At 67.0% G+C, this 26,657-nt stretch carries 25 protein-coding genes; 8 read left to right on the forward strand and 17 right to left on the reverse strand.

The annotated features are described in order from the left end of the window. Positions 1-28: 28 nt before the first annotated feature. Together ASE31_RS30145 and ASE31_RS30150 are read left to right on the forward strand one after the other, a co-directional pair. The gene (locus tag ASE31_RS30145) at positions 29-931 is read left to right on the forward strand and encodes a LysR family transcriptional regulator (RefSeq protein WP_057206853.1); all 903 of its coding nucleotides are present in this window, start codon (positions 29-31) and stop codon (positions 929-931) included. A gap of 158 nt (positions 932-1,089) precedes the next feature. Next, complete coding sequence (locus ASE31_RS30150) at positions 1,090-3,711, forward strand: ATP-binding protein (protein WP_057206856.1); 2,622 nt, start codon at positions 1,090-1,092, stop codon at positions 3,709-3,711. Between the two features lie 36 nt (positions 3,712-3,747). Here the strand turns inward: ASE31_RS30150 and ASE31_RS30155 are convergent, their stop codons facing one another. After that, complete coding sequence (locus ASE31_RS30155) at positions 3,748-4,920, reverse strand: esterase-like activity of phytase family protein (protein WP_057206858.1); 1,173 nt, start codon at positions 4,918-4,920, stop codon at positions 3,748-3,750. Positions 4,921-5,219: 299 nt separating this feature from the next. Here ASE31_RS30155 and ASE31_RS31995 point away from each other — a divergent pair, with 299 nt between their 5' ends. Next, entirely contained in the window at positions 5,220-5,693 is a 474-nt protein-coding gene (locus ASE31_RS31995) for a hypothetical protein (RefSeq protein WP_157412714.1), read from the forward strand. Here the strand turns inward: ASE31_RS31995 and ASE31_RS30160 are convergent. From ASE31_RS30160 to ASE31_RS30200, 9 genes are all read right to left on the reverse strand, one after another. Next, on the reverse strand, positions 5,649-6,284 hold the full coding sequence (locus ASE31_RS30160; protein WP_157412715.1) for a putative glycolipid-binding domain-containing protein: 636 nt from the start codon (positions 6,282-6,284) through the stop codon (positions 5,649-5,651). The two genes, ASE31_RS31995 and ASE31_RS30160, sit on opposite strands and share 45 nt — an antisense overlap. Positions 6,285-6,330: 46 nt before the next feature. After that, on the reverse strand, positions 6,331-6,849 hold the full coding sequence (locus ASE31_RS30165; RefSeq protein ID WP_057206862.1) for a GNAT family N-acetyltransferase: 519 nt from the start codon (positions 6,847-6,849) through the stop codon (positions 6,331-6,333). Beyond that, on the reverse strand, positions 6,849-7,310 hold the full coding sequence (locus ASE31_RS30170) for a GNAT family N-acetyltransferase (protein ID WP_057206864.1): 462 nt from the start codon (positions 7,308-7,310) through the stop codon (positions 6,849-6,851). The genes ASE31_RS30165 and ASE31_RS30170 overlap by 1 nt, the downstream gene beginning before the upstream one ends. A 48-nt stretch (positions 7,311-7,358) precedes the next feature. Then, a complete protein-coding gene (locus ASE31_RS30175) occupies positions 7,359-7,742 on the reverse strand; it encodes a YkvA family protein (RefSeq protein WP_057206867.1) in 384 nt (127 codons plus the stop codon). A gap of 71 nt (positions 7,743-7,813) precedes the next feature. Beyond that, positions 7,814-9,238 (reverse strand): ankyrin repeat domain-containing protein, encoded by a 1,425-nt coding sequence (locus ASE31_RS30180; RefSeq protein WP_157412716.1) that lies wholly within the window; start codon positions 9,236-9,238, stop codon positions 7,814-7,816. 39 nt (positions 9,239-9,277) lie between these two features. Then, entirely contained in the window at positions 9,278-11,491 is a 2,214-nt protein-coding gene (locus tag ASE31_RS30185; protein ID WP_235514811.1) for an ATP-binding protein, read from the reverse strand. Positions 11,492-11,499: 8 nt separating this feature from the next. Continuing rightward, entirely contained in the window at positions 11,500-12,762 is a 1,263-nt protein-coding gene (locus ASE31_RS30190) for a hypothetical protein (protein WP_057206873.1), read from the reverse strand. A gap of 176 nt (positions 12,763-12,938) precedes the next feature. After that, positions 12,939-13,400 carry a hypothetical protein gene (locus tag ASE31_RS30195; protein ID WP_057206874.1) on the reverse strand — a complete coding sequence of 154 codons (462 nt, stop codon included), beginning with the start codon at positions 13,398-13,400 and terminating at the stop codon, positions 12,939-12,941. 15 nt (positions 13,401-13,415) lie between these two features. Continuing rightward, entirely contained in the window at positions 13,416-14,255 is an 840-nt protein-coding gene (locus tag ASE31_RS30200) for a hypothetical protein (protein ID WP_057206876.1), read from the reverse strand. 378 nt (positions 14,256-14,633) lie between these two features. On the opposite strand from ASE31_RS30200, the gene ASE31_RS30205 reads away from it, so the two are divergent. Further along, complete coding sequence (locus ASE31_RS30205; RefSeq protein ID WP_057206878.1) at positions 14,634-15,647, forward strand: PhnD/SsuA/transferrin family substrate-binding protein; 1,014 nt, start codon at positions 14,634-14,636, stop codon at positions 15,645-15,647. A gap of 172 nt (positions 15,648-15,819) precedes the next feature. Next, positions 15,820-17,499 carry a hypothetical protein gene (locus ASE31_RS30210; protein WP_057206880.1) on the forward strand — a complete coding sequence of 560 codons (1,680 nt, stop codon included), beginning with the start codon at positions 15,820-15,822 and terminating at the stop codon, positions 17,497-17,499. A 44-nt stretch (positions 17,500-17,543) separates the two neighbouring features. On the opposite strand, the gene ASE31_RS30215 is transcribed toward ASE31_RS30210, so the two are convergent. The 5 genes from ASE31_RS30215 to ASE31_RS30235 all read right to left on the reverse strand — a co-directional run bounded on the left by ASE31_RS30215 (position 17,544) and on the right by ASE31_RS30235 (position 22,252). Beyond that, entirely contained in the window at positions 17,544-18,107 is a 564-nt protein-coding gene (locus ASE31_RS30215) for a YcxB family protein (RefSeq protein ID WP_082604447.1), read from the reverse strand. Between the two features lie 117 nt (positions 18,108-18,224). After that, positions 18,225-18,875 carry a 3-isopropylmalate dehydratase small subunit gene (leuD, locus tag ASE31_RS30220; RefSeq protein WP_057206884.1) on the reverse strand — a complete coding sequence of 217 codons (651 nt, stop codon included), beginning with the start codon at positions 18,873-18,875 and terminating at the stop codon, positions 18,225-18,227. Continuing rightward, entirely contained in the window at positions 18,872-20,290 is a 1,419-nt protein-coding gene (leuC, locus tag ASE31_RS30225; protein WP_057207098.1) for a 3-isopropylmalate dehydratase large subunit, read from the reverse strand. Before leuC ends, leuD begins: the two co-directional genes overlap by 4 nt. 24 nt (positions 20,291-20,314) lie before the next feature. After that, positions 20,315-21,220, reverse strand: coding sequence for an alpha/beta fold hydrolase (locus ASE31_RS30230; protein WP_057206886.1), 906 nt, complete (start codon positions 21,218-21,220; stop codon positions 20,315-20,317). Between the two features lie 27 nt (positions 21,221-21,247). Beyond that, entirely contained in the window at positions 21,248-22,252 is a 1,005-nt protein-coding gene (locus ASE31_RS30235) for a tripartite tricarboxylate transporter substrate binding protein (protein ID WP_057206887.1), read from the reverse strand. A gap of 117 nt (positions 22,253-22,369) precedes the next feature. Here ASE31_RS30235 and ASE31_RS30240 point away from each other — a divergent pair, with 117 nt between their 5' ends. Then, a complete protein-coding gene (locus ASE31_RS30240) occupies positions 22,370-23,269 on the forward strand; it encodes a LysR family transcriptional regulator (RefSeq protein WP_057206889.1) in 900 nt (299 codons plus the stop codon). 7 nt (positions 23,270-23,276) lie between these two features. Further along, positions 23,277-23,732 carry a GNAT family N-acetyltransferase gene (locus ASE31_RS30245; protein ID WP_235514812.1) on the forward strand — a complete coding sequence of 152 codons (456 nt, stop codon included), beginning with the start codon at positions 23,277-23,279 and terminating at the stop codon, positions 23,730-23,732. 12 nt (positions 23,733-23,744) lie between these two features. Here the strand turns inward: ASE31_RS30245 and ASE31_RS30250 are convergent, their stop codons facing one another. After that, entirely contained in the window at positions 23,745-24,209 is a 465-nt protein-coding gene (locus tag ASE31_RS30250) for a VOC family protein (RefSeq protein ID WP_057206893.1), read from the reverse strand. A 357-nt stretch (positions 24,210-24,566) separates the two neighbouring features. Here ASE31_RS30250 and ASE31_RS30255 point away from each other — a divergent pair, with 357 nt between their 5' ends. Further along, the gene (locus ASE31_RS30255; protein WP_057206896.1) at positions 24,567-26,048 is read left to right on the forward strand and encodes a hypothetical protein; all 1,482 of its coding nucleotides are present in this window, start codon (positions 24,567-24,569) and stop codon (positions 26,046-26,048) included. A gap of 11 nt (positions 26,049-26,059) precedes the next feature. Here ASE31_RS30255 and ASE31_RS30260 read toward each other — a convergent pair whose 3' ends face one another. Then, a complete protein-coding gene (locus tag ASE31_RS30260) occupies positions 26,060-26,563 on the reverse strand; it encodes a GNAT family N-acetyltransferase (protein WP_235514813.1) in 504 nt (167 codons plus the stop codon). Positions 26,564-26,657: the final 94 nt, after the last annotated feature.

Raw genomic sequence — 26,657 nt, forward strand, 5'->3', positions numbered from 1 at the left:
ATCCGTTTTTCAGATTAATTTATCGGCAATGAGCAGCCACCACCTCTCCACCCGCCAGCTCGACGCCTTCCTGGCGCTGGCCGAGCAGCGCAACTTCACGCGCGCCGCGGCCCAGTGCCATCTGTCGCAGCCGGCGTTCAGCGCCCTCATCCGTGCGCTGGAAGAGGACCTGGGCCTGCGCCTGTTCGACCGCAGCACGCGGCATGTCGACCTGACGGGCGAGGGACAGAATTTTCTGGAGTCGGCCCGGCGCATCCGCGCCGAGATCACCACCGCCCTGGCCGCCATGCGCGACGCGGCCACCCTGCAGCGCGGGCGCGTGGCCGTGGCGCTGCTGCCGTCGCTGGCTGCGGGCTGGCTGCCGGGCGTGCTGGCGGCCTACCGCAACAGTTACCCGGGCATCGAGATCGACATTGCCGACGTGCTCTCGGAGCCCTGCATCGAGCGCGTGGCCAGCGGCAAGGCCGACTTTGCGCTGGCCGCCATCCGCGCCGACACACCCGAGCTGCAGGCCGAGCCCTTTTGCAGCGACGACTTCCACCTGGTGTGCCGGGCCGACCACCCGCTGGCCCACCGCAAGAAGCCCATTGCCCCCGCCGACCTGGCCACCTGGCCCTTCATCCACCTGGCGCGCAACAGCAGCGTGCGCCAGTACCTGGAGGCCGCCTTCCACCCCGAGGCCATGCACACGCTGATGGAGGTGGAACAACTGGCCACCGTGATGGGCATGGTGCGCGCGGGCCTGGGGATCAGCGTGGTGCCGGCGCTCACGCTGTTCCACTTCGACCAGCCGGGCCTGGTCACGCGGCCGCTGGCCCTGCCCGGCCTGCTGCGCCAGATCTACCTGGTGCGTCGGCGCGACCGCAGCCTGTCGGTGGCGGCGCAGGCGCTGTACACGCTGGTGATGTCGCAGCGACCGGGCCAGGGGTAGCCCCCTATCGGTCTGTCATTGCCAAGTCGTGCACGTTTTTGGTAGTGGCATAGGCGAATGCCTACAAAATCTCTGGACAGGTGTCTTTATCATCGTGCGAAAAATGCGGTGCCGCACCGCCTTCCCCGGGCACGGCCCGATCACAGAACCAGGCACCCATGTCCTCCGGCATACCCACTACCCAAGCTTCCCTCCTGTCCGCCGGCGGCGAAATGGCCGGATTGATTGCGCGCTTCGATTGGGCCGCTACCGAACTGGGGCCGCTCGAACACTGGCCCGCTCACCTCATGCTGGCACTGGCCAACATGCTGCGCTGCCCCATGCCGATTGCCACGCTGTGGGGCGAATCGGGCGTGCTGATCTACAACGACCCCTACTCCAGGTTTTCGGGCGCACGCCACCCGGGCCTCTTGGGCATGAAGATCCGCGAGGCCTGGCCCGAGGCGGCCGACCTCAACGACCGGGTGCTCAAGGTCTGCCTGGCCGGCGGCACGCTCACGTATGAAGACCAGGAGCTGAGCCTGAACCGCGACGGCGTGCACAAGCCGTTGTGGGTGGACCTGAACTACTCCCCCCTGGTAGACGACGCAGGCACCCCGGTGGGCGCCATGGCCTTGGTGGTGGAAACCACCGACAAGGTGCTGGCCGACCGGCGCCTGCTGATGGAGCGCGAGCGCTTTGCCACCCTGTTCGAGCAGTCGCCCAGCTTCATGGTGCTGCTGCAGGGGCCCAGCCACCGCATCGAGCTGGCCAACCCCAAATACCTGGAACTGGTGGGCGACCGCACCCTGCTGGGCCGCACGGTGGCCGACGCTCTGCCCGAGGCAGCAGAGCAGGGGTATGTGGCCATGCTCGATGGCGTGTACACCAGCGGCAAGGCGGCAACGGCCTTTGGTGCCCGTTTCGACATCCAGCAGCATGCGGGCGAGCCAGTGAGCGAGCGCTATCTGGATTTCGTGTACCAGCCGATACGCGATACCTCCGGCGCGGTGACCGGCATCTTCGTGGATGGCCTGGACGTGACAGAGCGCGTGGCCGCTGAGGCCAAGCGCGACGCCTTGATCGAGTTCACCAGCCAGCTGCGCGGGCTGGACAACGTGGACGATATCAGCCTGGCCGCAGCCCGCATCCTGGGCCAGACCCTCAAAGTGAGCCGCGCGGGCTATGGCCGCGTGGACCACGATACCGACATCCTGCAGGTGCAGTGCGACTGGACGGCGCCCGGGGTGCTGACGCTGCAGGGAGAGCTCTGCCTGCGGGACTTCGGCACCTTCATCGATTCGCTCAAGAACGACGAGTTCGTCAGGGTGACCGATGCGCGCAGCGACCCCCGTACCGCGGTGGCCGCCACTGCGCTGGAGTCGCGCAGTGCCCGTGCTTTCATGAACATCCCCGTGGTGGAGCACGAACGCCTGGTGGCCGTGCTCTTCGTGAACCAGGACAACGTGCGCCAGTGGACCCACGAAGAGTGCGAGTTCATGCGCGAAATTGCGGGCCGCACCCGCACTGCCACCGAGCGCGTGCGCTCCGAAAGCGAGCTGCGCGGCAACGAAGCCCAGTTGCGCGAGATGAACGAGTCGCTGGAGCGCAAGGTGACCGAGCGCACCAACGAGCTGATGGAGGTGGAGGCCAAGTTCCGCCAGTCGCAGAAGATGGAAGCCATCGGCCAGCTCACCGGCGGCATCGCGCACGACTTCAACAACCTGCTGGCGGGCATGAGCGCCAGCCTGCAGGTGCTGGAAAAGCGCCTCGCCGCCAGGAACTTCGACAACACCGAGCGCTACATCGGCATGGCGCAAAGCGCGGTGCGCCGGGCGGCATCGCTGACCCAGCGACTGCTGGCCTTCTCACGCCGCCAGACGCTGGACCCGCGCCCCACCGACGTGAACCGCCTGGTGGGGGGCATCGAGGAGATGGTGCGCCGCACGGTGGGCCCCTCGGTCGAGGTGGAGGTGGTGGGCGCGGGCGGCCTGTGGCTCACGCAGGTGGACCCATCCCAGCTTGAAAACGCCGTGCTCAACCTGTGCATCAACGCGCGCGATGCCATGGCCCCCAACGGTGGGCGCCTGACCATCGAAACGGCCAACAAATGGCTGGACGACCGCGCCGCAGCCGAGCGCGAGCTGCCGCCGGGCCAGTACATCTCGCTGTGCGTGACCGATACCGGCGTGGGCATGGCGCCCGAGGTGATCGCACGTGCCTTCGACCCCTTCTTCACCACCAAGCCCATGGGCCAGGGCACGGGGCTGGGGTTGTCGATGGTGTACGGCTTCGTGCGCCAGTCGGGCGGCCAGGTGCGCATCTACTCGGTGCCCGGCGAAGGCACTACCATGTGCCTGTACCTGCCGCGCTACATGGGCGATGCCGACCAGGAGAATCCGCACATCCAGCCCACCTTCGACCACCGGGCCGATGGCGAGGTGGTGCTGGTGATCGAGGACGAGGCCACCATCCGCGGCCTGATCGCAGAAGAGCTCGAGGACCTGGGCTACAACGTGATCTCGGTGGGCGACGGCCCTGCCGGCCTGCACGTGCTGCAGTCCGAGCGCCGCATCGACCTGCTGCTGACCGACGTGGGCCTGCCCGGCGGCCTGAACGGCCGCCAGGTGGCCGACGCCGGCCGCGTATCGCGCCCCGACCTCAAGGTGCTGTTCATCACCGGCTACGCCGAGAACGCGGCCGTGGGCAACGGCCTGCTGGCGTTTGGCATGGAGGTGATCACCAAGCCGTTTGACGTGGCGGCGCTGGCCGCCAAGGTACAGGAGATGATTGAGCGGTAGGGGCCGTTGGCGCGGCTACCATGCCCCCTCACAGAATCAATCTGGCAGCACTTCGAAGACGATGAACTGATTGGCCTGCGTGTCGGCGGTGAAATTGTTGTCCGCCGCAAGCACGAGGGTGCGGTGGCCATTGGGCAGGGTCTTGCCCCAGGTGATGGCTTCGATGTTGTCGAGCTTGACGCCCTGGTAGGTGATGGGCATCTCGAGCAGCAGCTTGCGTGTCATGGGCGTGTAGGCGGCCGAGCCCGCCAGGCTGGCCATGCTGGTCACGTTGGTCGTGGCATCGGTGATCTCGGTCAGCACCAGGCGGATGGTGTTGCCGATGCCCGATGCAAAGGCGCGTTCGATCGCGATGAACTTCTTGTTGCCGATGGCCAGAAAGTCCGACAAGCCGTTGTCCGGTCCGAACGGCGCTCCGGCCGGCGCATCCACCGGGATCTTCGGCAACTGGTACGCATACTGCGCCTTGGCCGCGCCGGTGGTCGGGTCCAGGGCCGTCACGCGCACCACGCTGCCGGCCTGCACGGTGGTGAGCGGGCCGTCCTGGATCAGCGCATCCTCATTGGCCACGAACACCGTTCCATCAGGCGCCACCGTCAGCGCCTCGAAGAGCTTGTTGCTGCGCGCGCCAGTGGTGGTGTTGTCCACATAGTTGTAGATCGCCGGCATCTTGAACTCGCGCACGAACTTGCCGGCCGTCGTCATCTCGCGCACGAAGGGCTGGAACAGGGTTGCCGCCGTGGTACCCCAGTTGCCCTCGGACGACCAGTACAGGTTGCCATTGGGCGCCAGGCGGATCGCCTCGGGGTCCACCGTGCGGGCCGATGCGGGAAACGAGGAGCCATCCTCGCGCTGCATATACGTCTGGCGGTTGACCTTGACCGTCACCGGGCCGGTGGCGGCGTAGTCGATGCTGAGGTTGTAAAAGCGCGGCGTGCCGCGCTCGCCACCGCGGTCGTCCGAGATGGCCCAGTAGCTGCCATCGGTGGCCTGGTCCAGCCCCGAGATGCCGCCGAACTCGACGCCCTCGAACAGCGTGCCGGTGGGCAGGGACGCGGTGCCGATCAGCCTGAGGGATGCAACGCGGGATTCGCCGTTGTCGTCGTCGCTGCCGCCGCAGGCGGCCAGGGTGGCTGCCGTCAGCGCGGCCAACGCGAACGCGGCAGCCGTGCGGCGCCAGGCGGAGGTGGTGGTGTGAGCGAAACTCATGTTGTGCGTCTTTCTGGGGGATTGAGGAAAGCAGCACGGGAGGTTGGGGGGCGAATGCGTCAGGTGCGTGACACTCCAAGTCATTGGAGACACATGTTGCTGCGGGGAAACACAGCACATCCAGTACAGGAGCAGCGCGTTGCATCAAAATCAGGTGGTTCCCGCAGTCAACCTTGGATATCGACCGCCGCCATGTTTCAATCGCTGTTGCACCAACACCGCCATGCGGATGAAGATCAGTGCAAGCTGGCGCTGGATTGAGCCCTTTCGACATCTCGGCTAAAGAACAGGTAGTTTGCATGACTGAACGGCTATCCCTGGTGCTCTGGAGCTGGTACGCAGAAGACGAGTACAAGAACATCCTCGCACTTTGCGAGCTGTGCCAAGCACTCGAATTCCTGGCTTCCAGTGCACCAGAACAGGCGAACAGCATCCCCAATTGCCAGGCATGCGAGACTTGGTATTCCATGGTCTTGCCGGTCAAAGACTACCTTGAAAGTTGCCCCCAGGCCGTTGGTCCGGACTTCAGGCATGCTTTGGCGCGCACGTGGGAAAGCTGCAATGCCATGGATGCAGGCGCCTTGGAATGTGGTGATCCGGAAATTTTCAACCACTCCGATTGGGAGCCGGTCAGGAACGACGCCCGTGCGGCGCTCGCGGTGATCGACTGGCCAAGTTTTCGGGCCGATGCGGACAAACTGGTACTTGAGTGCAGGACGGCGCTGTTTTCAATCGGGCGTCGAGAGCGAGGGGGTCCCAGTGCCCAGCCTTGAGAACAGTTCCGGGTACTCCACCACCGCGCCGCTCTCGCACACCTCCAGCACTCCGCTGTACCCCACCGTAGGCGCGTCGTACTGGTAGCGCAGGGCATCCAGCCGCCGGTAGACCTGGGGCAATTCCTGAAGCCGCAACTCCGGAAACGACAGCCAGGCCGCAGGCGCCTTCGCCTCCTGCCCCACCTGCAAGGCCATGCGGCGGATCGCGATCATGTTGGTGGCAGGGCTGAAATTGAGGTCCATGTCCGGGCATGCGCTGACGCTGACGCCGGTATCCGCATCGGGCCCAGCGCCCTGCCCCACCCGCCAACGGCCATCGGCGCCGGGGTGAAAGCGCAAGTCCACTACGCGCCCACCGCAATGGCCGGACACATGGGCGGCCTGCGTCACCCAGCCTGTATCGACGCTGACCGCATAGCCCAGGTCGCACGCCAGCCCTTCTTCATGGAACACCGCCATGCCGCGCAGGTCCCAACCGCCATCGGCCCGCGGGTAGACGCGGCAGACATCGCTGCCAGTCCCGCCGCCAATGCGGCGCCAGAAGAAGGTGTGTTGCGGTGCGGCGGTCATCGCGACGGTCTGCGGCACAGGGATTCCTCCTGCTATTGAATGCCGGGCGCCGCCACGTTACTGCCTACTGCAGCAGCAAACCCATCTGCATGGCATCATGGTAGATGCCATCGACGCACACGGCCTCGGGCTCGGTGCCCCAGACGGTGAAGCCCAGGGATTCGTACAACGCACCAGCAGCCAGATTGGGCAGGTACATGGTGAGGTGGATGCGGCGCACACCGGCCTGGCGAGCATGATCGACGGCCTGCGCCACCACCAGGCGCCCCAGGCCCTGGCGGCGATGGTCGGGTGCCACGAAGGTGCCCCACAACACAAGCTTGTGGCGCGACGATGCGAAGGGTCCTGACGGGGCTAGCGCAGCGGTGGCGGCGAGAGTTGCGCCGACGAAGGCGCCAAAAACCACGTTCGTCGGGGCACCCAGTTGGTCGCGAAAACCCTGAAGGGGCCGAGCCAGTTCCTCCTGCATGCCAAGGCCCAAGGGCACGGGATTGTCTGCAGCGACCAGGCGGCGCAGCGCGCTGAAGGTCTCGGCATCCTCGGCAGTGAGCCGGCGCAGGATGAATCCATCGCCCGAAGCCATCACGCAGCCACCTGCACCTCTTTGGGCATGAACACGCTGTGCACGTCCGGCGCATAGTCGCCAAACGGCCCGCTCTCCTCATAGCCCATGCGGGCATACAAACCCAGCGCCTCGGGCTGCAGGGGTCCCGTCTCCAACGCAAAACGCGTGCAGCCGCGTGCGATGGCTGCAGTTTCGACCAAGGCCAGCAGTGCCCGGGCCAGGCCCTGGCCGCGTGCCTCGGGGCGCACGTACATGCGCTTGACCTCGCCGCAATCGGCGCCCAGCACCATGGCGCCGCAGCCCAGGGCCACGCCCTGCTCCGAGCGCGCCACGGCGAACAGCACGTGGGGCTGGTCGAGCGCGTTCAGGTCGATGCCGTGGTGGCTCTCGGGTGGGTACAAGGGCTTCTGGAAGGCGTCGAGGTCGTCGATGAGCTGCACCACGTCGGGCTGGCGGGGGGATTCCAATCGGATTTGCATGCCCGCTATCGTACGGGAATCGTAAGGAATCGCACCCCACCGCTGCCTTCAGTTCGGCCGATGCACCCACCAGTAGATGAGCCCCGACGCACAGGCCAGCCAGACCAGCACGATGGCCACCGCCGCAGCCCGGCTCCGGGGCCGCTCCAGCACGCTGGCTGCCTTGTCACGGGCGTCCTGCAGCACCGCAGGCGGCAGCATGCGGATGACGAGCAGCAGGCCCAGAGGGACGATGAGCAGGTCGTCCAGGTAGCCGAGCACGGGGATGAAGTCGGGGATCAGGTCGATGGGACTGAGCGCGTACGCGGCCACTGCAACGGCCAGGCAGCGCGCGGGCCATGGCGTGCGTGCATCGCGGGCAGCGAAGTAGACGGCGACGACGTCGCGCTTTGTGCGGCGTGCCCAGTCTTTGGCGGTGGTCAGGAGGGACATGGCATGCGCAGTATCCCGCAGGCGTCCTACTCTTTTCGCAGCGATACGGCCAACCAAAGCTGCGCCCTGCCCTATCCCTGCGTCTTGAGGTAGTGCGCGCACATACGGCCCACCACATCGGCAACCGCCTCGAATGGGGGCAGCGCGTTGGCTGAGATGGGCAGCACCACCTCCTCCCTGCTGAGAAAATTATTGCCCTCCTGTTGCCGATACTTGACGAGCAGGTTGGTCCAGAACACGTCCGGCTCCACCTCCACCACGCCGCTGCGGCTGAGCCAAGATTTCGTCTTTGACAGCCGGATGGCGGTGAACTGGTTGTCGTACTCGGCGTACAGGGCCTGCATCGGTATGCGGGGGTCGGCAACGGTGGCCAAATGCTCGAAGATGCCGTGCATGAAAGGCAGGAACCATTGGGAATCCGGGTTGGGCGGTGCGAACGCAGGGCCGTTGAATACTGCACGCGCGCGATCCCACGATGCGCGTTGGGCTGCACCATCGGGGTTGGTGTTCACCTTGGGAGGCTTCTTCGCGGGCACTGCGGTACTCAAAGCGGCCACGCGGGCTTCGTATTCGGTGCCCTTAAACAGGCGTGCATCGGCCGCCAACAACTTGCCTTGCGCGGCCAGCGCCTCGGCCAGGACGGCTGCCACATCCAGGTTGCCAGCGCTCACGGCCAGGCGCAGCGGGGTGCGCCCGCGGGCGTTGGCGGCCGCAGGGTCGAGGCCCCAGACCAGCAATTGGCGGGTGGTGGCTACGGGGTCGCCGTGGCGCATCCAGGCCACCGAGATGCCTGCGCGGCTCAGGTCCAGGCCGCCGACGTCGCCGGCGATGTACATCAATGCGTTGGAGCCTGCGGGATTGGTGGCCAGCACGTTGGCGCCCCGGCCCTTCAGAAACTGCAGCAGCGGCACGCTGCCCATGTAGGCAGCCATAAGCAGCGGGTTGTACATCTCGCGGTGGTCCATGGCCTCGATGTCGGCGCCTGCCGCGAGCAGCATGTCGATGGCCTGGTACACGGCGTCGGCATGCCCAGCCTCGGCATCCTCGCGAAAGGGGATGCTGAAAATCTCGCCGCGCATGTCCCCCAACCCGAGAACAATGCACAGCGCGGGATCCTTGGTCTTGCGGGGATCACCTCCTGCCGCCAGCACCAGGCCCAGCCGCTCCAAAGAGCGCTCGCTGGGACCGCTCCACAATTGCTCGCAGCACACGGCCAGGGGCGTGGAATTGCGGTTCTTGCGCTTGTTGGGATCCGCACCGTGCTCCAGCAGCAGGCGCAACAAGTCCATTTGTGCATCCACGCGCTGGGTGGCTGTGGCCTCGTCAGGACCATCGCTGCGCGCCCAATGGGGGTTGCAGGCCCACTGCGATGCGGGGTACTGGGACACGCTGATACGGTCAGGGTGAACGCCGGAGCGGACCAAGCGCTCTATCTCGGCAACGATGGGCTCGAATCCCATGTCGTGTTCAAGTGTGACGGAAGAAGATGTGGCCATGGAAAAAGGAACCTCAGAAGAAAAGATGCAACACGCTCGTCAGGCCTTGGCCATCACCGCCAGCTCCTGGTGCAGCAACAGCTCCACCTCGCTGGGCTCGAACTGCGCGGACATGAGCGGTATGGCAAAGCTGTAGGCGGCCCCCACGCGGCGCAGCACCCAGGCCAGTTGCAGGCGCGCGAGCGACTGGCGCAGGGCCTGGGCGTCGGCCTGCACACCATGGCCTTGCAGCAGCCCCGCCAGGGCCACCAGGCTGGTTTCTGCCTGCTGGGCGACGTGGTAGACCACCACGCGGTCGAGCCGGCAGGCGTCGTCGTCGGGCGAGAGGCGGCCCCAGCCGGCCAGGGCGTCCTGCACGGGCTGGGAGGCCAGGGCCTGGTTCAGGTGGCGCGCCTCGATCACGCGCTCGCCGGGCTGCAGGGCCTCCAGGCATTCCTGGCACACGATGGCGACCAGATTGGCGCGCAGGCCGCTGGCGTCCACCAGGCGCTCCACCAGCGCATCGCCGCCAAAACCCAGGCGCAGGCGGCGCAGCGGCTCGGTGGCCAGGGCCTTGCAGGCGGGGCGCTCCAGCCCGCCGATGGCCAGCACCTCGCCAAAATTGCGCAGGGGGCTCTGGTAATCGAGCACGGCCGTGGCATACAGGTCCCAAAAGCCGGCCAGCATGAACCAGCAGCGCCCCTCTTCGCTGAGCGAGCGCAGGGTGGACAGCTGGTGGTAGCCGTTGTTCGACTCGTCGCGAAAGAACAGGTCAGCCTCGTCAATCAGCAGGTACAGCCGCTTGCCGACGTACTGGGCCTGCAGGTGGTCCACGATGGCTTCGAGCGGCGTGTCGGCCGGCAGGCCGAATTGCAGCGCCATGCGCGGCGCCAGCCGGTGGTCGCGCAGCGACACGTAGTGGCACACGATCTGCGGGTGGCCCTGCAGGCGCCGCTGCACGGCCTTGAGCAGGCTGCTCTTGCCCAGTTGGCGCCCGCCCACCACCAGGTAGTTGGCCGGTTCGCGGTTGACCACCCGGGCCAGCAATTGCTCGCGCCCGAAAAAGGAGCCCTCGCGCGTGACGCCGCCGCGCGTCTGGTAGGGCGAGATGCGCGTCACGCGCAACTGGGCCGAGAGCAGGCGCAGCAGCACCTGCAGGGGCTGGGCCGACAGCAGCCATTCGGTCTGGCTGGCGCTGTCCACCATCACGTGCAGGTTGGCACCATCGTCGGTGTGCGCGCGCAGCAGGGGCCAGGGGGTCTCGGTGCCGTGCTCGCACAGGATGAGCAGCACATCGGTACCGGTCTGCGCGGCACGCAGCTGGCGCAGCACGGTGGCTTCGTCAAGCCCCGGCGCGGGGATGTAGAGCAGGCAACGGTCCAGCGAGACCGGCAGGTCGGGCGGAAACTGCCACTCGAACACCGCGCCGGGCAGCGCCCAGTCTCGGGCCGGCTGGCTGCGGGCGGACACGCGCTCGGCCAGCACCGTGGACTGGTCGGCCGGGTCGTCGTGTGCGAACTGCACGGCGCTCTGCCAGTCCCGGGTGCGGACCACGGCGGCCTCGAGCGTGGCGCGCAGCCGGCCCACGGTGCGCAGCAACTGGTCGATGCGCGGCAGGCGCGAGACAGGGGTGCGCAGCAGCTTCTCGGGGCGCAGTTGCGCGGGGCCGATCAGCGGGTGGCGCAGCACCCACACCACCGCGCCGACCACGAAGATCAGCGCACACCACTTGATCAGGCTGCGCAGCCAGCCAAAAGGCTCGGCCGCTTCCACCGCGGCGATGCGGGCCTGGCGGATGGCATCGGGGTCCATGTCGTCGCCCTTGCCGTCCTGGTTGTCCTGGCTTTCGGGGCCGGCTGCGCAGCTGATGGGCAGCATGCCCGGGGGCATGGGCGGCTTGCCGGGCCGGCAGGTCCAGTGGTACATGTCGGGCGTCATGTGCAACAGCACCTGCGTGCCGGACAGATTGCCGAGCGCGGGGTCGCTGATCACGTCGGCCTGCAGGCGCAGCGGCCCGGGCGAGGTGACGCGCAGCTTGGGAAAGGGTATCTGCGGCGCGTACTTCTGGATGTCCTCGGGCCAATGGCCCAGCTCCTGGCTGGCCTGCACCAGGGCCACGCGCCACTGCACCAGCTCGCCCCACACGGGGCCAATGCTCTCGGCCGTGCGCACCGATCCGCGGGTGGCCGGGTTCAGGTGCGGCGTGAGCAGCGCGCTACCGATGAACAGCGTTGCGCCTGCGACCATCAAGGCCCTGATCACGGGCCACGTCATCCAGGACCTCAACTGCTCGAGCATGCGGCCTCCAGCACCATCAGGCCCGCATGGCGCACCGTGTCGCAGCGCCAGTGCAGGCGCGCCGCATCGCCGGTGCCGCGCACGTGGATGAGGTTGCCCCAGAACAGGCGGCGCAGGTCGTCGTCCTGCAGGTAGGGGCGGGCACGGCCCAGGTCGTCGGCCTGCAGCAGGCTGCGCAGGCGCTCGCGCGGGGCGCCCTCCTGCGCCAGCGGCAGAAAGGTCTGCCACAGGCGCGGGCTGCCGGCCAGCTGCGTGCGCAGTGCGGCAGATGAAGCCTGGGTCTCGTTGATACCCTGCTCCACCAGCCACTGCAGCCCCTCTTCGAACAGCGCGGGATGGCCGCCGCTGGCGTCCAGCAGGTGGGCCAGCACGGGCGTCGGCCAGTCGTGGCCGGGCCAGCGCTGGCGCGCCAGCAGGGCCAGGTCGGCCAGCGTGGGCTCGGGCCAGTGGTTGACCTGGGCGATGTTGAGCAGCGACATGTCGCCGCTGCGGTACTTGAGGTCGGCCAGCGCCTCGCCGCCGCACAGCAGCAGGTGCAGGCGGCCGCTGTGCATTTCGCTCAGGCTGCGCAGGATGCCGGCCAGCGTTTCGCGCAGCGCGGGCGTGCCCTGCTCGAAGCGGCTGACCAGACAGAACAGGCGCTCACCGGCCACAAGGCGCCGCTCCAGCGCAGATTCGAATTCGTAGTCCGACTGCACCTCGCCCAGCCCGCACTGGCGGCCGATGGCGGCAAAGTACTCGGTGGGCGCGGTGCTCACGCTGTAGGGCGGCTGGATGTGCAGCACCGAGGTGGCACCATACTGATGGCGCGCGCGCTGCAGCAGCGCGGGCCGGAACGGCGGCTGCCCCCAGTGCGCGGGCGACAGCAGCATGGAGATGGGGTACGGCATGGCCTGTGCGAGCTGGCCGAACAGCCGGGCCTGGAAAGCGCCAAAGGGCTGTTCGCTCTCGGCACCTGTGGCGGCGCCCACGGCCGCGGCAGGTGCCTCCACCTCGGCCTGCAGCGGGAACTCGGGTGCGAAGCCGGCGGCACTCAGCAGGCGGTTGGCCTCGGCCTCGGTCAGGCGCAGGTAGCGGGTGCACGCCACCACCTTTTCGCGCGAACGGGCGTTGGGCGCCGACATGCCGTTGCGCCAGTTGTTCACCGCCTCGCGGCTCAGGCCGATCTCGGTGGCCACCCCCGAGGCACTCGCACGGATGCGGCGCATGTAGAGGGACAAAAGCTCCGGGAACGAATCGTGGGCCATGGATGGTGGGCGGCAAGCCGGCAAGGGGGTTTGAGCAGGGCAACAAAAAGAGGCCGAGGCCTCCAGCAGGTATTGTCTCCTGCGCCAGGGGTGCTGGCGGCCAAAAAACGATGGCATCGGACGCACACCGCGCCCCACAGCGGCCTGGTGGGCACAGGCGACCATCCGATGCCCCCTCACACCAGCCTTTGCACCATGGGCCAGGCCTTGTGGCAAGCCAGCCCGCATGCAGCCAGCACCGGGCTGTACAGCACGGCAACGCCCACGATGGTCATCAGCCAGCCAGGCTCCTCGTCTTCGCTGTCCTCCCCGGCCTGGCTTTTTTCTCCCTCCCTCCCGGCCTTTGCGGCCTTGTCCTTGTCCGAATCGGCGTCGCCCGTGACCTCCTGCACCATCACCCCGGCCACCGCCAGCAGCGCAACGCCCAGCACTCCCAGGTAGGCGTACTGCAGCGCCAGGCGTTCCAGCGGATAGAAATAGCCGGCCAGCAGCACGCCCGGCAGCACAAAGAACAGGCGCATCAGCCAGCGGTACCAGTCATAGCCCTCGCCCTTTTCCAGCGCGCCCAGCACCAGCCGGTAGGCCAAGGCCCCCAGCACAAAGATCACCCCACCCCACCATTCGATCTGCGTCAGCATGTGTGTTCTCCCTGGTCAAGAGCCAACGGCGGCGGCTTCGCCATCGGTATCGCCATCACCATCGCCGCCATCGCCTTTCAGCTCGCTGTGCGTGCGCGTCGCGTAGTACAGCGGCAGCGCAATGGCCAGCACCAGGCCCAGCCCGAGCCACAGCCACAGGCCCTTGAACAGCAGCACGGTGACCACGGTGAACACCGCTGCGTGCAGCAAGCCCTTGAGGGCCGAGCCCAGCACCACCACGCCGATCACGCCGTCCATGGTGTTCTTGACGCCGTTCTTGCCCATGGCCTTGGCGATCTCGACAAAGGCCTCGGCGGCCTCCTGCGCCTCCTTGCGCTTTTTCGCCTCGTCCTTGGCCAGGCGGGCGACGGAGAGGGGCTTGGCCGGGTCGTGCGCGTCGGCTGCAGCGCGTTCGCCGGGCTCGTCGCCATCGTCCGGGTCGTGCGCGGGCTCGACGATGGCCTGCAGGTGCGGGTACAGCGCCAGGAAGTACTGGCGCGGCACCCACTGGCCCTTGTCGAAGTACATGCGCTGGGTTTCACCCACCTGGTCGTAGAACACGTCGAGCACGGCAGCCTGCAGGCCGTGGCCGAACAGTGCGACCAGGGGTGACAGGGGCAGCGGGTCGCTGGTGCCGGTGTCGAAGTTCAGCTGCAGGTAACCGGGCGCGGCCGTCACCTGCTGGTTGAACCACTCGGCATCCCAAAGGTCTGCCAGCGCCACGCCCAGCTTTGCGGCCCAACGCGTGGCCTCTGCAGTGTTGCCCTCGGCGATGTACTGGTACACCAGTTGGGCGTACTTGAGCCGTATCGAATCTTCGAAGAACAGGTGCAGGGTATGGGCGTTTTGGGACATGGTGGAGTCGGTGTGGCGACCGGGATTGGCTGCGAAGTGGTTGGATTGTTGCCGCCGAGCGTGTGCTGCGCCCTCTCCACCTTGTCCATTTGCACACCCGCAGCGCTTGACAGGGTGTCAACCGAACCATGGCGGATGGGTCTTTTGGCACGCGCACCACACCGGGGCCCCGCAAGTCGCCAAGGTTACAAAGAGGTGGGTCGCGTCGTGCATACTGGCCCGGCCTACCGGGCCCCTCGCAGCACGCCTGTGCCGCCACGGCCTGCCCCGCAAGGCTGCCATTCCCAACGCATTGCCACCAGCCATCCAGCGCCCGCCGGGCGCGGGGCTGGCGCCGCGTTGGCCGACACAAGAATGAACCGAGGAAGAGAAAACACCATGCTTGCCAAACCCCTGGATGCGCGCCTGTGCGCGACGCTGCTGTCAGGCGCCACCTTGCTGCTGGGCCCCGTGGCCGCGCAGACCACGGCCACCCCACCGGCCAAGGCCAGCGCTGCGCGGCAGACCGCCGGACCCGCCGCCCCGCTGTTTGGCGGCACGCGCGAAAAGCTGGTCGTGGCCATGCCCAAGACCTACGCCAAGAGCGAGACCATGCTCATCTGGGGTGACTACTTCAACCACCTGGCACGCTGCGGCAACCTGGACCTGCAGAATCTGCAGGGCGAATCGCTGGAACGCAGCGTGAACATCGACACGCTGGGCGAGAAGGAGCTGATCGACGGCATCGTCGCCGGCAGGGTGCAGCTCGCCCAGGTCAACCCCGGCCTGGTTCCGCAGCTGGTGGCGGCGGGCCAACCCGCCCCCTTTGGCGTTCCGGGCAACAAGGCCAGCGGGCAGCGCAATTCGTACAAGCTGATCCTGATCTCGCGGGTGGACAGCCCCTTCACCAAGCCGCAGGACCTGGTGGGCAAGAAGATCGCGCACACCACGCCCACCTCCAACTCGGGCAACCTGGCGCCACGCGCCCTGTTCCCTGCGCTGGGCCTGGTACCCGACCAGAACTACGAGGTGGTCTTCTCCAATGGCCACGAGCGCTCGGTGACCGGCGTGATGCACGGCTTTTACCCGGCCGCCGCCGTGGCCAGCGACCTGTACCAACGCATGGTGGTCAAGGGCGACGTGAAGGGGTCGAGCATTCGCACCCTGTGGGAAAGCCCGCCCTTCATGACCGAGACCTGGACCCTGGGCAAGGACGTCTCGCCCGAGGTTCAGGCGCGCGTGACCAAGTGCTCGTACAGCTACAGCTTCTCGCCCAAGCTGCGCCAACTGCTGCCCGGCAACGACACCTTCCTGGCCATCAACTTCGAGCGCGATTTTGCGACGGTGATGGAGGTCTACAACAAGACCCAGAAGGCCCAGGCGGGCAAGGCGGCCACGGCGGCCAAGCCCTGAAGAGCCACCGATCTGCCGGCCAACTGGTGGGTCATGCTCGGAGGCTGCGCGGCCGTGGCACAGTCTGGGCTCGCTTGCCGGCGGGTACGCTGGCAACCCACGCCTGTAAAGGCGTTGCGATACCTCGCTTTCACCACGACGAAAGGCCCCGCTCTTGACCACTCTTGCTGCAATGATCGCCCGGTTCCTGCTGCGCCACCTGCTGTCGTTCGTGCTGATCTGCGCGGTGCTGCTGCTGGGCCGATGGGGTTGGGCCGAGTGGCAGGCATACCAGTCATCACGGGCCGAGATAGGGCAACTGGCGGGGGCAGACCAGCGCATCGCGCGCGATGCAAGCGCCCTTGCCGCCGCCAGCCAGGAGCGCGTGGCCAGCCTATCGTCCGCATCGCTGAGCGCCCTGAGCGAGCGCATCGACGCAGTGGACCAGGAGACCCGGCGCAAGCAGCTTGAGCGACAGAAGGCCAGTGAGCTCGGCCCTCTGCTCAAAGGCCAGCCCATCCTGGAGCACCAGCTGGCTGGCATGCGGCTGGATGCCGAGATCTACCTGCTTGACGCGGAGCGCAAGTACCTGCAGGAACTGCGGCTGCGCTTGCAGGCCACCCAGTCTGCGCAGTCGCGCCGGGCAGAGCTGGAGCGGCTGCGCCTCATCCACCAGGGTGTGTACACGCAGTGGCAGGCCGCCAAAAGGGAGCGGGAGGCGCTGGAGCAGACCTATCCCGTGGCATGCCGGCTGGGCATCGGATCGGCCGAGTACCGCCAGTGCGGGCAATTGAGGGCGCTGCAGGACCAGTTGCTGGCAGACAACCGCCGCGCCGACGGCGACTACCAGCGCCAGCTGGCGCTGGTGCAGGAGATACAGCCGCTGCCAGCCCTGCAGGCGTTCGCGCCGAACCGCAGCGAGATCGACACTTTGCTTGCACCACTGCGCGAACGGCAGGCGGCGCTGCAGGAGCTGCGTGCCGGCAACTGGTTTGGCAGGCTGTCGGCCCCGCTGCTGGAGATCATGCCAACGGCGCTGCTGATACTGCTGGGTGCCATGCTCACGCCGCTGGCCATCAAGGCGCTGTTCTACTTCGTGCTCGCGCCGCTGGCCGCACGGCGCCCGCCCGTGCGCTTGCTGCCGGACAGCCTGGGCGAGCTGGCGCTGGAGTCAGGCCACGCAGCGGTGTCGCGAGAGGTGGTGGTGGACGCCGACCACGAGCTGCTGGTGCACCCCGACTTTCTGCAGAGCGCATCCACCGCAGGCCACAGCGATACCTGCTGGCTGCTGAACCCACATTACCCGCTGACCAGCCTGGCGTCGGGCATGGTGGCGCTCACCCGCATCCGCACCCCCGCGCCCGCCACCTACGTGGTGTCGGCCACGCAGGACGCCCACAGTGAAATTGGCGTGCTGCTGCTGCCCGCAGGCGCGGCCCTGGTGATGCAGCCGCACAACCTGGTGGGCGTGCTGCAGCAGCGCGGCATGCCGGTGCGCATCACCTCGCATTGGCGGCTTGGCAGCCTGCATGCCTGGCTCACGCTGCAGTTGCGCTACCTGGCGTTCCATGGCCCCGCGCAGTTGATCGTACAGGGCTGCCGGGGCGTGCGGGTGGAACCGGCCGATGCGGGTCGCGCCATCAGCCAGGCGGCGACCATCGGCTTCAATGCCAACCTGGGCTATTCCACGCGCCGGTGCGAGACCTTCATCGCCTACCTGCACGGCAAGCAGGCTTTGCTCAACGACTCCTTCAGCGGCGAACGCGGCTTCTATGTGTACGAGGAACTGCCCCACCCGCGCAAGCACCAGGGCGGCCCGGCGCGGTGGCTGGAGGGCCTGGCGGATTCCGTACTCAAAGTGTTCGGGATCTGACCCTACGGCCCCCCCGTGCAAGCCGGCCCAGGGGTGAAAAATCTTCAGTCCCCCTGAGGCGGCACGCGCTGCTCGATGAGCGCATAGGTTTCGGGCGTGAGGATGGACTTGGGCACGGGCAAGCACACGGCGTTGTCCACGAACAGGAACACGAGCGTATCGCTCTCCTGCCGGCGTTTGAAGCCGGCCCACTGCCAAAGGCTGTGGGCCGCATCCGATCGCTGCTCAATGCAGTCGGCCCGTATGTCGAGGGACTGGGGCGCAAGGCAATAGCCGTCGTCCTCGAACATGGCATTCTGGAGCGAACGGGTGCCGCTGCCGACCAGCGCCCAGAAGGCCAATGCACCGACCACGATGCCCACAGCCCCCACCGCCAGATGGCTGCCCATGTCAGGCAACGACTCCAGCCAGCGGAACACGAACACCAGCGGCACGACGGAGGCACCCCACAGCACCAGGGGCAACCACCATCGTCCCGACCCGTCTGCGGCTTTTTCACTGCGCTGATCACTGCTGCCAGCACCACGCCGCAGTTGGGCCTTGGCATTGGCCAGGATGCGTTTTTGCATATCGACATAGTCGCTGCGCGTAAGGGAAAAGGATTGCATGGGTACGGCTTGGGGCAATGTGTCACCCCACTATAGAGGTCAACCCATCCCCTGCCCTGCTACGGCGGCCGCAACCGGCACAATCTCACGGTTGCCGGCAGAGTTTGCGTTGTGCGCTCACGCCCCCAGCCGGTCCCGCGTCAACCGCGCCACATCCTTCACCCAGGGCTGCGCCGCCCAGTGCCGCACGGCAAAGGCGTTGATCTGATCCTGGTAAGTGAGCGACGCGCCGATCACGTCCAGCCCATCGAGGAACATGCGCCGGTGCCGCTCGGAGATGGTGAACGGTGCGCTGTGGCCCGCCGTGCGCACCTGGCGCTGCTCCACATCGATCTCCATGGCCAGCGGTGCTGTGGTGGTGCGGGCCTCCTGCATGAAAGCCTGGGCATCAGGCTCGCTCACCATGGCCAGCAGCAGGCGGTTGTTCATGGCGTTGGAGTAGAAGATCTCGCCGAAGCTCGATGCCACCACGGCCTTGAAGCCGTACTGCTGCATGCCCCACACGGCGTGCTCTCGGCTCGATCCGCAGCCGTAGTTGCTGGCGGCCAGCAGCACGTCGGTGCCGGCAAACGCCGGCTGGTTGAGCACGAAGTCGGGCCGCGGCTGGCCCGCGCCATCAAAGCGCAGGTCGTACAGCAGGCCGGGCGCCAGGCCCGCCTTGTCGATGCCGCGCAGGAACTGCTTGGGCATGATCTGGTCGGTATCGAGGTTGGCGATGTCGAGCAGGGCCACCTGGCCGCGCACAGTAGTGTTGTTGTCGGCGGTCATGCAGTCACCTCCAGAGTCCTGACGTCCGTGATGCAGCCAGTGATCGCGGCGGCGGCGGCCATGGCCGGGCTCATCAGGTGGGTGATGGCGCCGCGGCCCTGGCGGCCCTCGAAATTGCGATTGGTGGTGGATGCGCAGCGCTGGCCGGGGGCCAGCACGTCGTCGTTCATCGCCAGGCACATGGAGCAGCCGGGCTGGCGCCACTCGAAGCCAGCGGCCACCAGGCGCTCGGCAATGCCCTCGGCCTCGGCCTGGGCCTTCACGGCGCCCGAGCCGGGCACGACCATGGCGCGCACGCCGCTGGCCACTTGGCGGCTACCGACGATGCGGTCCACCTCGCGCAGGTCTTCGATGCGCGCGTTGGTGCACGAGCCGATGAACACATGCTGCACCGGCACGCCCGCCAGCGGCTGGCCACCGGTGAGCGCGGTGTAGCGCAGGGCCTGCTCGGCGCTGCTGCGCTGCACGGCGTCGGTGATGTCCTCGGGCCGGGGCACGGTGGCGTTGATTGCCATGGCCTGGTCAGGGCTGGTGCCCCAGGTGACGAAGGGGGCCACGGCGCTGGCGTCGAACACATGCTCGACGGCAAACGCAGCACCGTCGTCGCTACGCAGCGTGGCCCAGTGGGCCAGGGCCTGCGCGCGCATGTCACCGGCGATGTCGGGGGCCTTGGCCAGCACGTAGTCGATGGCGGTGGCATCGGGGGCGATCAGCGCGCCGCGCGCACCCGCCTCCACTGCCATATTGCACAGCGTGAAGCGTGCTTCCACCGACAGCGCGCTGATGGCGCTGCCGCAGAACTCCACCACATAGCCGCGCGCACCCTGCGCGCCAATGCGGCTGATGACCATGAGGATCAGGTCCTTGGCGGTGGTGCCCGTGGGCAGCGTGCCATCCACGCGGATCCGCATGTCCTTGGCCAGTCGGTAGACCAGGGTCTGGGTGGCCAGCACATGCTCCACCTCCGACGTGCCGATGCCGAAGCCCAAAGCACCCAGCGCGCCGTAGGTGGTGGTGTGGCTGTCGCCGCAGATGATGACCATGCCCGGGCGCACCATGCCGTGCTCGGGCGCGATCACATGCTCGATGCCCTGCAGCGGGTCGTTGGTGTCGAACAGCGGGATGCCGTGGCGGTCGCAGTTGGCCTTGAGGTTCCTGGCCTGCAGGGCCGAAGGCGGGTCCTGGATGGTGCGCCAGCGCACCGGGTGCGTGGGGATGATGTGGCTCACCACCGCCACGTTCTGCCCCGGCACGGGCACGCCGCGCCCGGCCTCATGCAGGCCGGCGAAGGCCTGGGGGCTGGTGTATTCGTTCATCAGGTGCAGGTCGCAGAAGAGCAGCACGTTCTGTTCGTCCAGAACGGCCACGGTGTGCGATGCCACCAGCTTCTGGTAGAGCGTTGTGGGGATGGTCATGGTCATCGGGGGGAGATATCGTTTTTATTGGCCGGCCAGCAGGAAGGGCAACGCCGCGTCGAGCAGCGCATCGGGCGCCTCCTCGGCGATGTAGTGCCCGCAGGGCAGCGCATGGCCGCGCACGTCGGTCGCTACGCGCTGCCATTCGGCCAGGGGCTTGAAACACTGGTGCACCACGCCCTGCTCGCCCCACAGGGCCAACAGAGGCATTGCCAACTGGCGACCCGCGTCGCGGTCGGCCCGGTCATGCACCAGGTCGATGCCGGCGGCGGCGCGGTAGTCTTCGCAGATGCCATGGGCCGTGCCGGGAAGTGCCAGGCAGCGCACGTACTCGGCCAGGGCCCGTGGGTCGAACGGGGCCAGGCCCGCGCTGCGCCGGCCCATCACGTCGCGCACATAAGCAGCGGGGTCGGCCTCGATCAGGCGCTCGGGCAGCGGCGCGGGCTGGATCAAAAAGAACCAGTGCCAGTAGGCGCGGGCAAAGGCGTTGTTGGCCTGCTCGTACATGGCCAGCGTGGGGGCAATGTCCAGCAGCACCATGCGCTGCACGGCCGCCGGGTGGTCTGCCGCCAGGCGGTGCGCCACGCGCGCGCCGCGGTCGTGGGCCAGCACGGTGAAGCGCGGGTGGCCCAGGTGCTGCATCACCGCCAGCATGTCGGCGGCCATGGTGCGCTTGCTGTAGAGGGCATGCTCGGCATCGCCAGCAGGTTTCGCCGAATCGCCGTACCCGCGCAAATCCGCCAGCACCAGCGTGAAGTGCTGCGCCAGCACTGGCGCCACCTTGTGCCAGATGGCCGAGGTCTGCGGGTGCCCGTGCAGCAGCAATAGGGCCGGGCCGCTGCCGCCCACCAGCGCGTGGATGTGCTGCCCGTCGGGCGTGGGCACGCGGTAGGGGGTGAAGCCGGGGAAAAGCGGGGTGGTCGTGGTCATGGGTGTCCGTTGGAACTGCGGCGGGGTCTATTCGGCAGTGATACCCCGCTCCTTGATCAATTTGGCCCACTGCGGCATTTCCTTTTCAAGCCGGGCGCGGGCCTGCTCGGGGGTCGAAGGCGTGGGGTCGAAGCCATCCTTGGCCATGCGCTCCTTGAGCGCCGGGGTGTTGAGCGCCTGGTTCAGCGTGGTGTTGAGCCGGTCGATGACGGGCTTGGGCGTGCCGGCCGGTGCGAACACGATGAACCAGGTCTCGAAAGCGTAGCCGGGCAGGCCCGCCTCGGCAATGGTGGGCACATCAGGCATCAGCGCCGAGCGCTTGGTGCCCGTGACGCCCAGTGCCCGCAGCTTGCCGGCCTGCACGTGCGGCTGCGCCGCCGACAGCACCGGAAAGCTCAGCGCCACCTGGCCCGACATGGTGTCGATCATGGCCGGGCCGCCGCCGCGATACGGGATGTGCACGATGGGCGTGCCCGCCACGGCCTTGAACAGCTCGGCCGACATGTGGAAGGTGCTGCCCGCCCCGGCCGAGCCGTAAGAGTATTGCCCCGGCTTGGCCTTGAGCAGCGCCACCAGCTCCTTGATGTTCTTCGCCGGTAGCGCATTGTTGACCACCAGCACATGCTGCGAGCTGGCCACCATGCCGATGGGCGCCAGGTCCTTCAGGGTGTCGTAGGGCATCTTGGCCGTGAGCGCCGGGTTGATGGCCAGCGAAACGGTCTGCAGGCCGATGGTGTAGCCGTCCGGAGCGGCCTTGGCCACCATGTCCACACCGATGTTGCCACCGGCACCGCCCTTGTTCTCGATGAACAGCGAGCCGCCCAGGGCCTTGCCCCACTCGTCCGTCACCAGCCGCGCGGCGATGTCGGCACTGCCGCCAGGGGCATAGGGCACCACGAGCTTGATGGCCTTGTTGGGGTAGCTTGCCGCCTGGGCCAGGGCCGCAGCGGGCGACAGCAGTGCCACCGTGGCGGCAGCGGTTGCCGCCAAAGCCAGCCGGCGGCCTGGAAAACGGGACGGGAAATCAGTCATGGGTTTGTCTCCTGCAGGTGGTTATTTGTTGTGGTTGGATCTTATGAGTGATGTGCAAAGCCATAAATACAGTCAAAATCATTTCATTCATAAATTAAAAGCACGAATAGAGCATCCATGGACGGCTTTTCGGACCTGCGCTTCTTTGCCCTGCTCATGAAGGAGGGCAGCCTGGCCGCTGCCGCACAGCAGATGGGCATCACCCCGCCCGCGGTCAGCCGGCGCCTGGCCCAGCTGGAGCACCGGCTGGGCGTGCGCCTGCTGCACCGCACCACCCGGCGCATCAACCTCACGCCCGAGGGCGAGACCTACCTGCTCGACGGCGCCCGCATCCTCGGCGACCTGGAGGCGCTGGAGCGCACGGTGGCCGGCGCCCGCAGCTCACCGCGCGGCCTCATCAAGCTGGCCGCCACGCTGGGCTTTGGCCGCGTGCACATCGCCCCTGCCCTGTCGGCCTTTGCCCGCGCCTACCCCGAGGTGGAGGTGCAACTGCACCTGACCGACCGCCCCGTGAACCTGGTGGAACAGGGCTTCGACGCCGCCGTGCGCTTTGGCGACCTGCCCGACTCGCGCCTCACGGCCCGCCGCCTCATGGCCAACCAGCGCATGCTGTGCGCCTCACCCGCCTACCTGGCCCAGGCCGGCGAGCCCACGCAGCCGGCCGACCTGCTGGCCCACCACTGCATCGTGATCCGCGAGAGCGACGAAACCTACGGCACCTGGCACCTGCACCAGGGCGAGCGGCAGGAGACCGTGAAGGTGCGCGGCATGCTCAGCACCAACGATGGCGCCGCCGCCACCACCTGGGCGCTGGACGGGCACGGCGTGCTCATGCGATCCCACTGGGACGTAGCGCCCTACCTCGCCTCAGGCCGCCTGCGGCTGGTGCTGCCGGGCTGGGCACTGCCCGCTGCGGACGTGACGCTGGTGTACCCGACCAAGAGCGACCTGTCTGCCAAGACGCGGGCGCTGGCGGATTTTCTGGGGGAGTGGTTTGGCGGGCGGCGGGTAGGCTGAACCCTCCATGCAGAATGCACGCATGGAGATCCGCCCCATCGAACGATCCGAGCTCCCGCAGTTGCTGGAACTCTATGCCCATCTGCATGCCGACGACGAGCCACTGCCCGACAGCGGTGCACTGGAGGATATCTGGAAGGAATTGCTGGGCAGCAACCGCTACCGGTACCTGGGCGCCTATCTTGACGGCCAGTTGATCTCCAGTTGCACCATCACCATCGTGCCCAACCTCACGCGCGGTGGACGCCCCTATGGGTTGATCGAAAACGTGGTGACCCATGCCGATCACCGCGGACACGGGTACGCCAAAGCGGTGCTGCACGATGCCCTGTTCTTCGCCTGGGCGCAGGGCTGCTACAAGGTGATGCTGATGACAGGGCGCAAGGACGAGGCGACGCTGCGGTTTTATGAATCCGCAGGCTTTGACCGGCATGGCAAACAGGCCTTCATTGCCAGGCCCTGAGCCGCATCGGGTTCATGCAACGCCTGCAAACGCATCCTCGATGAAGCGCTGAAGCTCTTTTTCTTCCAGCAGTTCGATCGAAAAATGGCCAAAGCGCCTGGGCAGCCACAGGATGCGCGCGCCGCTGGGTGACTGCAGATCGCCACGCGCCAGGGGCTTGCCATGCTCGTCTTCCGGCTGCACACCGGCGGCCACCAACTCATCGTAGGCCGCCCCGATGTCCGGGGTGGCGTAGCAGTGGCGGTAGATCGTGCCCTCGCCCTGGGTGTCCATCAGCGCCTTCAGGTTGCCGGCAATGGGCTGCACGAGCATGAAGCGCTCGGTGCCAAACATCACCACGGCATAGCGCACATGCAGGCCACCGCGCTCCCACACTTGGGTCTTGGAGACCCGGGCGCTGAAGACACGGGCATAGTAGGCGCAGGCCTCCTCCAGGTTGCTGACCAGAACATCGACGTGGCTGAATTTCAGATCCATGGCTTGCCATCACTCCTCATTTTTCCAAGGGTGCAGAGCTTCGCACAGGCCAGGATCTTCAGCTTTCTCAAGCCCTGCCGATAACAACCGGAACCGCATCAACAAACCAAGAACCAGAAAATGAGTGCAGTCAGTCTTTCCTCTCCGGCAACAGCCCTGGGCACACAGAGTGCCAGCATCAAAGCCTCCACCGCATCGAGCACGGTCCCTGCAACAGCCTCCAGTGGAGGGGGCGCAGCGGTCGCCACGGCCACGAGATTCACTGCATCTGTCCCACCGGCGATTGCACCATCGGCCACCGGCGACACCCGCTTTCTCCACGTCACGCAGTACCCCGCGTCCCTCGAAGCAGTGGACGTGACCTACGAGGCACTGGCGAACCTGCAGACCCGCAACGGGCAGATGCAGGTGTGGGAGCAGGCACCCACCACGGCGGTGGACCAGATCATCGGCCGCAACGCCAGTGCCACCACAGAGAAGGCCCGGTTTGCCGGGCTGGGCTCGGCCCTGCTGGAGCAGGTGGCCAGCACGGGCGCCAGCTACCGGCAGACCATCGTGAATGTGGGCGCAACCTACTCGCCGGGCAAGATCCAGGGCAAGGCCACCGATGCGCTGTGGGCCATCCAGTCCCGGCCCAGCGCCAGTGCCGACCTCACCATCAAGACCCAGTCCGGCGCCACGGTGCGCATCTCCATCATCGACCAAAAGAACCCTAGCGCCACGGGGTCGGGCATCGCCGTGCAGATTGAGGTCGATGGCGACCTGACACCCCAGGAGAAGGAGGCGCTGCAGTCCCTGTCCAAGGGATTCGACCAGGCACTTGAAGGCTTGACGGGGGAGACCCCCACGCTGGACCTTCAGGGGCTGATGAAGTTCGACAGCAAGCTCCTGACCAAGGTGGAGCTCAAGACCGAGCTCTATGGCCTGAACGACAAGGGCGACCGTGCCATGGTGCTGAGCACGCGATTCACGGCCAATGCCGACAGCCGCGAGATCGAGATCAAGACCTTGAAGGGCACGGCGAGCGTGAAGACCGACCTGCGCCAGAGCGCCATCTGGGGCAGCGCCGAGCAGAAGGCCCAAGCCGTGCAGCAGTACCTGGGCCGGGTGGACAAGGCCGCAGAGCGCGGCAACGGCAATCAGGAACTGGTGGACTTGTTCAAGTCCTCCTTCTCGGCGCTGCACGGCGGCTACGGGGCCACGGAAAAGGCCGGCAGCCTGGACAGGGTGACGCCGGCCGACATCACCAGTGACGCCCATGCCTTCAGCGACGAGGACCACAGCCTGCTCACGGGCCTGGCGGACTTCAAGGCCACCATCCTGACCAACCGCCGCGCCAGCAACCCGCGCCACACCAACGAGATCGACATCTTCGACTACAAGCTCGAACAGTCCACCCGGATCTCGGGCGGCTCGGCTGCCAACCGCGCCATCACGCAGGCGCAGACGTCCGACCTGACTGCCGCCTTCCACCGCTCGCTGCGCACCAAGCGCGAACCCGACCTCGGTTCGGACACCTCCACCCAGAACTACTACTACACCCAGGTCGAGGACCACAGCAGCACCCTGGTGGAACTGGCCTACGAGAAGGACAAGCCCGTGCGTGCCTTGATCAGCCATACCGCCTCGCAGTCGCTGCACACCATCATGGTGGAGAACAACAAGGTCGTGGACACCATCGACGAACCCCTGCAGCAGCAATCGAAGCAGAAGGACCTGCTGCCTCTGCTGGAGCAGCTCAGGCGTCAGGAAGATGCGGGCCAGTTGACGCAGGAGGCAAAGGACAGGACGCTGCGGGAGTGGAATGGGATGGTGCTGGAGGGATTGAACGCGGCGTAGCTCCCCGGGGCTTACGCCGGTACCGCCAGCTCATACCGAGCCAACGCCCAGTTACCCTTGGGCACCTCGCTGTGCAGCACGAACCCGAAGCGCTCATAGATCGTGCGCAACGCCTTGCGGTCCGCCACGCAGTCCAGCCGCAGATGCGAAAGCTGCAATGCCCGCGCCCGCTCGCGCGCAAAGTCGAGCAGTGCGGTGGACACGCCCTGCCCCGCCCAGGTCCGGCGCACCGCAAGCTTGTGCAGATAGACCGAGGTGCCGGGCGCGATTTCGGGCCAGCAGTGGGGGTCTTCCAGGTCCAGGCGCATCACGCCCGCCACCTCGGAGCGGCTCCTATCGGGCCGGGCAAGCCAGTAGGCGCCGGCGCTGACCTCGCGCGACACGCGCTCAGGGCCGAATTCGGTGGCAGACCACAGGGGCCGGCCGGCGTTCTGCAGCCAATGCGCAGCCTCCTGCAGGGTGGAGATGACGGCCTGCAGATCTGAGGCGCTGGCTTGTTCGATGTGCAATGGCATCAGGCTCGGCGGTGACTGGGATGGGCCGCCATCTTAGAGCGGCTAACAAAACTCTTCTGGCGTCGTTGCTGCGTCTTGTCGTACTGCTCGTACT

It is taken from the genome of Acidovorax sp. Root217, from assembly GCF_001428645.1.
In the GTDB taxonomy this organism is placed as follows: Bacteria; Pseudomonadota; Gammaproteobacteria; order Burkholderiales; family Burkholderiaceae_C; genus Acidovorax.